The 8,336-nt window shown below is 70.2% G+C and carries 6 protein-coding genes and 1 pseudogene; 3 read left to right on the forward strand and 4 right to left on the reverse strand.

Annotated elements, in window-relative coordinates; translation table 11 throughout:
- Window positions 1–520, reverse strand: a 520-nt coding sequence (locus O3Q52_RS43615) for a PucR family transcriptional regulator ligand-binding domain-containing protein (RefSeq protein WP_269654068.1), incomplete at its 3' end; no start/stop codon positions are given.
- A 237-nt stretch (window positions 521–757) separates the two neighbouring features.
- Here O3Q52_RS43615 and O3Q52_RS43620 point away from each other — a divergent pair.
- From O3Q52_RS43620 to O3Q52_RS43630, 3 genes are all read left to right on the forward strand, one after another.
- The gene (locus O3Q52_RS43620) at window positions 758–2,266 is read left to right on the forward strand and encodes a sodium:solute symporter (protein ID WP_269654069.1); all 1,509 of its coding nucleotides are present in this window, start codon (window positions 758–760) and stop codon (window positions 2,264–2,266) included.
- Between the two features lie 63 nt (window positions 2,267–2,329).
- Window positions 2,330–3,352: an agmatinase gene (speB, locus tag O3Q52_RS43625; protein ID WP_266739616.1), complete on the forward strand. Its 1,023-nt coding sequence runs from the start codon at window positions 2,330–2,332 to the stop codon at window positions 3,350–3,352.
- Window positions 3,349–5,034, forward strand: coding sequence for a thiamine pyrophosphate-binding protein (locus O3Q52_RS43630; protein ID WP_269654070.1), 1,686 nt, complete (start codon window positions 3,349–3,351; stop codon window positions 5,032–5,034). The genes speB and O3Q52_RS43630 overlap by 4 nt, the downstream gene beginning before the upstream one ends.
- Before the next feature lie 84 nt (window positions 5,035–5,118).
- On the opposite strand, the gene O3Q52_RS43635 is transcribed toward O3Q52_RS43630, so the two are convergent.
- From O3Q52_RS43635 to O3Q52_RS43645, 3 genes and pseudogenes are all read right to left on the reverse strand, one after another.
- Window positions 5,119–6,606 (reverse strand): FG-GAP and VCBS repeat-containing protein, encoded by a 1,488-nt coding sequence (locus tag O3Q52_RS43635; RefSeq protein WP_269654071.1) that lies wholly within the window; start codon window positions 6,604–6,606, stop codon window positions 5,119–5,121.
- 176 nt (window positions 6,607–6,782) lie between these two features.
- Window positions 6,783–7,586 (reverse strand): endonuclease I family protein, encoded by an 804-nt coding sequence (locus O3Q52_RS43640; RefSeq protein ID WP_269654072.1) that lies wholly within the window; start codon window positions 7,584–7,586, stop codon window positions 6,783–6,785.
- A 238-nt stretch (window positions 7,587–7,824) separates the two neighbouring features.
- Window positions 7,825–8,336: pseudogene (locus O3Q52_RS43645) on the reverse strand (hypothetical protein); the annotation flags it as partial.

Genomic DNA, 8,336 nt, shown 5'->3' on the forward strand with positions numbered 1-8,336 from the left:
TGGCCGCGGCGGCGGCCAGGCTCTGCTGGGCCTCCGTGACGCGGCGGAGTTCGGTGTGGCGGGCCTGTGCCATGAGCTGCCAGACCGCCCGGGCCACGCCGGAGAAGGTCGTGCGGGGCGGGACCTCCACGAGCGGCAGCCCGTAGTCGTCGCAGGCCACGACGAGGGCGCGCGGGACCGTGTCGTGCACCGGGGCCACGCCGAAGCCGAGGGCGGCGCCGCCCGCCTCGACGATCCGGGAGACGTAGTCGTCGAAGTAGGTGCCCGAGCCCGCCGCCTCCGGCACGTGGACTCCTGCCGTGAGCAGCAGCTCGCCGCCGAGCAGATACGGGTACGGGTCCGCCATCTCCGAGGTGTGCGCCCAGTGGATCACCGTGGCCGAATCCTGGGGGCCCGCGATCTGCTGCAGGCCCAGGTCCTCCCGGGCCAGCAGTGCGGTCAGTGGGACGGGAGGTGTGGGTGGGACGGCAGGGGCGGGGCCTGGAACGGCAGGGTCCGGCATGGTGGACGTTTCCTCCATCGGATCCGGTGACTGTGGATGAAACGTACACTTCTTCGTTGCTTTCCGGCCACCTAGGGTCGTCCCCACCGGAGGCCGCGGGTACGGGCGGATGTCCCCGCGAACCGGCCACGCGAACACGCCGTGCGAAGTCGCCCACGCGATGTCGACACGCGGACACGTGAGCCGTCAGTCACCGGCGAACCCCCATCACCCACACGCACGACACGCCACCGAACGCGCGAAGAGGAGCCCCCAATGGCCGTCGACTACACAGTGATCGTCGTCTATCTGGTCGGCATGCTGGCCATGGGCTGGTGGGGCATGCGCCGCGCCAAGTCCAAGAGCGAGTTCCTGGTCGCCGGGCGGCGGCTCGGCCCGACGATGTACTCCGGCACCATGGCCGCGATCGTCCTGGGCGGTGCGTCCACCATCGGCGGTGTCGGCCTCGGCTACCAGTACGGGCTCTCCGGTGCCTGGATGGTCTTCACCATCGGCCTCGGTCTCCTCGCCCTCTCCGTCTTCTTCTCGGCCCGCATCGCCCGCCTGAAGGTCTACACCGTCTCCGAGATGCTGGATCTCCGGTACGGCGGCCGGGCCGGTGTCATCTCCGGCGTCGTCATGTGGGCGTACACCCTCATGCTCGCGGTCACGTCGACCATCGCGTACGCCACGATCTTCGACGTCCTCTTCGACATGAACCGCACGGTCGCGATCATCCTCGGCGGTTCGATCGTCGTCGCGTACTCGACGCTCGGCGGCATGTGGTCGATCACCCTCACCGACATGGTGCAGTTCGTCGTCAAGACCATCGGTGTGCTGCTGCTCCTGCTGCCCATCGCGGTCGTCAAGGCCGGCGGGTTCAGCGAGATGAAGGCGCAGCTGCCCACCGAGTACTTCGACCCGCTGGGCATCGGCGGCGAGACGATCTTCACGTACGTGCTGATCTACACGTTCGGCATGCTGATCGGGCAGGACATCTGGCAGCGCGTGTTCACCGCGGGCAGCGACCGCACCGCCAAGTGGGGCGGCACCGTCGCGGGCACCTACTGCCTGGTCTACGCGCTCGCCGGTGCCGTCATCGGTACGGCGGCCAAGGTGCTCTACCCGAAGCTGGGCAGCCCGGACGACGCCTTCGCGACCATCGTGAAGGACGAACTGCCCATGGGCGTACGGGGGTTGGTCCTCGCCGCCGCCCTCGCGGCCGTGATGTCCACGTCCTCCGGAGCCCTCATCGCCTGCGCCACCGTCGCCAACAACGACATCTGGTCGCGGCTGCGCGGAGCCGTCACCACCGCCTCCGGCACCACCGCCTCCGTCACCACCGCCTCCGGCATCACCGACTCCGAAGAGGAGCGCGACGAGGTCAGGGGCAACCGCGCCTTCATCCTCATCATGGGCATCGCGGTGATCTGTACGGCGATCGCGCTCAACAACGTCATCGAGGCCCTGACCGTCGCGTACAACCTGCTCGTCGGCGGTCTCCTCGTGCCCATCCTCGGCGGTCTGCTCTGGAAGCGCGGCACCGCCCAGGGCGCCCTCGCCGCCGTCGTGGTCGGCGGCCTCGCGGTGATCGGCCTGATGGCGTCCTACGGAATCCTCGCCAACGAACCCATCTACTACGGGCTCCTCTCCTCCCTGGCCGTCTACGTGATCGTCTCGCTGGCCACCCCGGCGACCGACGCGGCGGTCCTCGCAGCCTGGCGCGAGCGGCTCGCGGGCCGCACCTCCGAACCCGTGTCCGAATCGGTTCCGGCTCACCAGTAGAGTCGGAGAAGCAGCACATACGCGATGAAGCGTATGAATCGCAGGAAAGAAGGCATTACCCCCATGAGCAGTTACGAGACGCCCCGCGGCCCCGTCGACTCGTCCCGCGTGCCGCGGTTCGCGGGACCGGCGACCTTCGCCCGGCTGCCCCGGCTCGACGAGGTCGGCACCACCGACGTCGCCGTCGTCGGTGTGCCGTTCGACGCGGGCGTCTCGTACCGGCCGGGGGCCCGCTTCGGCGGCAACGCGATCCGCGAGGCGAGCCGGCTTCTGCGCCCGTACAACCCGGCCCAGGACGCCTCGCCCTTCGCGCTCGCCCAGGTCGCGGACGCCGGTGACATCGCAGCGAACCCGTTCAACATCAACGAGGCCGTCGACACCATCGAGGGCGCCGCCGACGAACTCCTCGGCACCGGCGCCCGGTTGATGACCCTCGGCGGCGACCACACCATCGCGCTGCCCCTGCTGCGCTCGGTCGCCAAGAAGCACGGCCCGGTCGCGCTGCTCCACTTCGACGCGCACCTCGACACCTGGGACACGTACTTCGGCGCGGAGTACACCCACGGCACCCCGTTCCGCCGGGCCGTCGAGGAGGGCATCCTGGACACCGAGGCCCTCTCCCACGTCGGCACGCGCGGTCCGCTCTACGGCCGGCAGGACCTCACCGACGACGAGAAGCTCGGCTTCGGCATCGTCACCTCCGCCGACATCTACCGGCGCGGCGCCGACGAGGTCGCCGACCAGCTTCGCCAGCGCATCGGCGACCGCCCGCTCTACATCTCCATCGACATCGACTGCCTCGACCCGGCCCACGCGCCCGGCACCGGCACCCCCGAGGCCGGCGGCATGACCTCGCGCGAACTCCTGGAGATCCTGCGCGGCCTGGCCTCCTGCCACCTGGTCTCCGCCGACGTCGTCGAGGTCGCCCCCGCGTACGATCACGCCGAGATCACCTCCGTCGCCGCGTCCCACACGGCGTACGAACTCACCACCATCATGTCCCGCCAGATCGCGCAGGCCCGCGAGAAGAACACGCAGACCCGCGATGCGACCGCGCAGGCGCCCGAGGAGAGCGACGCCAAGTGACCCACGACCACGACCTGGTGCTCCGCCCGACCGCCGCGCAGACGGAGGCCGCACTCAACCCGCCCCCCGGACGCAACGGCGGAGACCTGGTCGTGGAGACCCTCACCGGTCTCGGCGCGACCACCGTCTTCGGCCTGCCCGGTCAGCACGCGCTCGGCATGTTCGACGCGCTGCGCCGCTCCGACCTCGCCTACATCGGCCTGCGGGTCGAGAACAACGCCGGGTTCGCGGCCGACGCGTACGGCCGCATCACCGGCGAGGCGGCCCCGCTGCTCCTGTCGACCGGCCCCGGCGCGCTGACCTCGCTGGCCGCGCTCCAGGAGGCGGCCGCCGCGAGCGCCCCCGTCCTCGCCATCAGCAGCCAGATCCCCGGCGCGGGACTCGGCGGCGGACGGCACGGCTATCTGCACGAACTCCCGGACCAGCAGGCCTCGTTCAGGGGCGTCGTGAAGTCCGTCCACACGGTCCGTACGCAGTCGCAGATCCCCTCCGCGATCGCCGAGGCCTGGGAATCGGCCCTCACCGCCCCGCACGGTCCGGTGTGGGTGGAGATCCCGCAGGACGTGCTGCTCGCCGAGACGTCACTGCCCGTCGTCACGGCCGCGGACGCCGCGCCCCACGATCTCCCGCCCCGCCCCGAACTGACCGCCGTGGCAGCCGACCTGCTCTCGAAGGCGGCCCGCCCCGCGATCATCGCGGGCGGCGGAGTCGTACGGTCCGACGCGTCCGGCAAGCTGCGTCAGCTCGCCGAGCGGCTCAACGCGCCCGTCGTCACCACCTTCGGCGGCAAGGGCGCCTTCCCCTGGAACCATCCGCTCTCCCTCCAGTCCTGGCTGGAGGACCGGCACACCACGGACTTCCTGGAGGACGCCGACGTCCTGCTCGTCGTCGGCTCGGGCCTCGGCGAACTCTCCTCGAACTACTACACGTTCAAGCCCCGCGGCCGCGTCATCCAGATCGAGGCCGACCTCGGCAAGCTGGAGTCCAACCACCCGGCCCTCGGCATCCACGCGGACGCCCGCCTCGCCCTGTCGGCCCTGCTCGAAACCGTGCCCGAGCGGGAGGACGAGACAGCCGCGGATCGCGTACGGACCGTCCTCGACCTCGTCCGCGAGCGCATCGACGCCCAGGAACTCACCCTGGAACAGCAGGTGTTGGCCGCCGTCCGCCAGGCCCTGCCCGACCGGTCGGCCAGCTTCTGGGACATGACGATCCTCGCCTACTGGGCCTGGTCCGCCTTCGACGCCCGCCGGCCGAACACCATGCACTCCGCCCAGGGCGCCGGCGGCCTCGGCTACGCCTTCCCGGCGGCCATCGGCGGCGCGGTCGCCGACCCGACCCACCCCGTCCTCGCGGTCTCCGGCGACGGCGGCGCGCTGTACTCCATCGCCGAACTCGCCACCGCCAGGCAGCACAACCTCGACGTGACCTGGCTCATCGTCGACGACGGCGGCTACGGCATCCTGCGCGAGTACATGACCGACGCCTTCGGCCAGGCCACGGCGACGGAACTGTCCCGCCCCGACTACGTGGCGCTCGCCGAGTCCTTCGGCGTACCCGGCGTACGGACCACCCCGGACACCCTCGCCGACGACCTCGCCAAGTCCCTTGCCACGCCCGGCCCTTCGGTGGTCGTGCTGCCGGCGCTGCTGCGGATGTTCGCGCCTACGCATCTGGACTGAACCGCCCCTGGCCCGGGGATCCGGCCCGGACATGACGGTGGGGCGGCACGAGGCCGCCCCACCGTAGTGCTGTGGATCGGTCGGTCAGCGCAGGAACGCGCCGAAGTGCACGCCCGTGGCGGGCCCGCCGAGGTCACCGGCGCCGAACGCGAAGGACGAGGTGGCGGTGAGGCCGCTCGCCGTGCCGTTCAGCACCCAGACCGCGCCGTTCTGCTCGTTCTCGGCCGTGGAACCGGCCGCGAGGTCGGAGTGACCGTCGCCGTTGAGGTCCAGGAGAGCGGTGCTCACACCGAACTCGTCGCGGTCCTCGGCGACTCCGGGGATACCGGCGGTGTCCTGATGGAAGGTCTTCGTTCCGGCGCCCGTGGCGCCGGAGGCGCTGCCGGGGACCAGGGCGATCGAGCCGGCGTCGTAGATGTCGCCGATGTCCTCGCCCGGGATGCCGAGCGCGATGTCGGCGTAGCCGTCACCCGTGACGTCCGCGACCGAGACCGACGCGCCGATCTCGTCCTCCTCTTCCTCGACTCCGGGGAACCCGGGGCTGTCCTGGTTGAAGGTCTGGACGCGGTCCGAGGACAGGCCGGTGGCCGAACCGAGGGCGACCTTGACGGTGCCGCTGCCCCAGTCGTTGCCGACCACGACGTCGTCGAAGCCGTCGTTGTTGACGTCCCCGACGCCGGTGCCCGTCCTGTTGCCGGCGGCCTCACCGGGGACCCAGCCGCTCTTGAAGCCCGTGCTGCCGCCACCGAGGAGCAGGCGGTTGCCGTAGACGCCGTCGCCCTTGTAGTCCCAGACGACGATGTCGTCCTTGCCGTCACCGTTGACGTCACCGGTCTCGGTGGAGGTGTAGGGGCCGCTGATGGAGTCGGCGTCCTCCTCGCAGCCGCCGTTGGTGGCGCAGGAGGCGTCGTCGGCGTCGTAGCCCCACCACAGGGACTTGTCCAGGACGGGCAGGACGGCGGTGGGCGTGCCGGTTCGCGAGATCGGGCCCTTCCACACGGCGGCGGCGCTGCTGGGGGCTTCGTCGCCGAAGGAGGACACCTGCTCGAACAGGGCGAGGTCCGTCTTGCCGTCGCCGTCGAAGTCGCCGGTCGTGGGGGACTGGCCGTACCCGGCTATGGCCGTGCCGCCGGTGAGTCCGGAGGCGGAGCCCCAGAGGATGACGGAACCGGCACTGCCACCCGAGATCACCAGGTCGCTGAAGCCGTCACCGTCCAGGTCGCCCTTGGTGAAGTTGGTTCCGAAGCGCTGGCCCGCGGTGGCGGAGCCGGGAACGCCGCTGGTGGAGCGGCTGATGAGCTTCTTGTTGGCGGCGGAGACGCCACTGGCGGAGCCGTACGTGACGGCCACGTAGCCCGCCTTGGTCTTGCTGGAAATCGTGGCGTCCGGGGCAGACACGACCAGGTCGGCGTATCCGTCGCCGTTGAAGTCGTCCTGCGCGTCCGCGGACCCGGTGGCCGCGTGCGCCGAGGCCCCGGTGAGGGCCATGGCGCCGAATCCTCCGGCGAGCAGCACCGCGGCTGCCAGGGGTGCGGTGAGCGCGGTACGAGTTCGGCGGTGTGCTCGGGACATACGTAAGCCTTTCGAGTCGGTCTGTTCTGCGCGCGGAATGCCGCGTTCAGTGAGTCCGACTCGATCGGAGCGCCCCCAGTTGTACGCCCCGATGTCATGGATTCGTAACCGAGGGGACAGGTGTGGCGCTGAACTCCCTTTCTGTCACGGGGAGTTCAGCGCGGGTCACCGTCGGTCTACCAGATCGCCTCGACCCACTCGGGGTGGTCGATGAACGGGTTCCGGTTGCCCTGGTAGTTCGAGTAGATGAGCTCGTTGCGGCGCTCTTCGAAGGCGCTGGGCGGGTCCGCCTCGTTCCACTGCTTCAGGACCGAGAGGCGGCCGTGGTACGGGACGCTGCCGTTGGTGACGGCGTCGTTGGGCTCCAGGTCCTCCCAGGCGTCGTCGCCCTCGTAACGGACGGCCATGTAGAGGATCATGCGGGCCACGTCGCCCTTGACGGCGCTGCGGGGCTCGAAGGAGTTCGAGTCGGTGAGGCTGCCGCCGCTGTTGGTGAAGCTGCTGCCGCCGTTGTCGAAGTCCTTGTTGCCGCGGATGCCGTTGACCTGGACGTCCTCGGCGCGCAGGTGGTGCAGGTCCGTGCCGGGACCGGCCGAGGTGCCGAAGTCGCCGTGCGACTGGGCCCACACGTGCTCGCGGTTCCAGTTGCCGGTGTTGCCGCCGTTGAGCGTCTTGCTCCGCGAGATGCCGGAGTACAGCAGGACCACGTTGTTGCTGTTGTTCGGGTCCTGGTCGGTGACCTTGAGCGCGTTCCAGACCTCGGAGTACGAGATCGTGGTCTGGTCGCTGATGATCGAGTGCAGCGAGCTCTTGAGGGCCGTGCCGGTCTTGCCGATCGCGCCCGCGTAGTACGTGTCGTCGTACGCGGTGGTCGTCGCCGCGGCGGGGGTCGCGGCGACCGTCGGGAGCGTGAAGCCGACGAGGACGGCGGAAACGCCTACCGCCAGCGCCTTCCAACTGCCTTTGTGCGCAACGGACATGGGGGTGCCCTTTCCCGGGAACGGCACGCGCCGGGACGCGGGATCCAGCTCGACGGGCCCGCGTTCTACGCGTGTTGACACTTCGGTCAATCGGGAGCGTGACATGGACATGGGGTCGCTCGTGTAACCGGAAGGAGGCGTTTGTGTGACGTTCTCGCACACGACGCAACCCCTGGCCGTTGCCGGTCCAGGGGCTGCGAAGAGCGAGGGTTTTCCCCCAATTGGGGGAGGGATTGCCCTAGTTGACGTCCGAGGCGTCCAGGCGGTAGAGCGCCTGGGTGTTCTGGGAGCCGGAGCTGTCAGAACTGTCAGAACTGTCGGAGCTGTCGGAGTCGGCGGAGGACTCGGACGGCGTGTCGCTGTACTCGCTCGCCTTCACCGCCGTCGCGTGTTCCTGGACCCAGGCGGTCACCTCGGAGCCGGCGCTGTCGCCGCCGCCCATGCCACCGCCGCCTCCGCCCATGCCGCCGCCGAGCACGATGTAGTGCAGCTCGCCCTTCTTCACGAGCTCCTTCAGCTTGGCGAGGGTCATGGCCTTGTCGCTGCCGGACCAGCCCCACATGGAGATGACGGGCTGCTTCGTGCTGACGATCAGCTGGGCCGCGCTCTGCGAACTGGACACCGCCACCAGCCACTTGGCGCCGTCGCGGTGCTTCTCCAGGTATGTGACCATCGCGCTGTCGGCGCCGCCGCCGGGACCGCCGCCCATGCCACCGCCCATGCCGCCGGGCCGGGAGGTGGCGTCGCCGC

Origin of the sequence: Streptomyces sp. ActVer (assembly GCF_027270795.1) — a bacterium.
GTDB classification, from domain to species: Bacteria; Actinomycetota; Actinomycetes; order Streptomycetales; family Streptomycetaceae; genus Streptomyces; species Streptomyces umbrinus_A.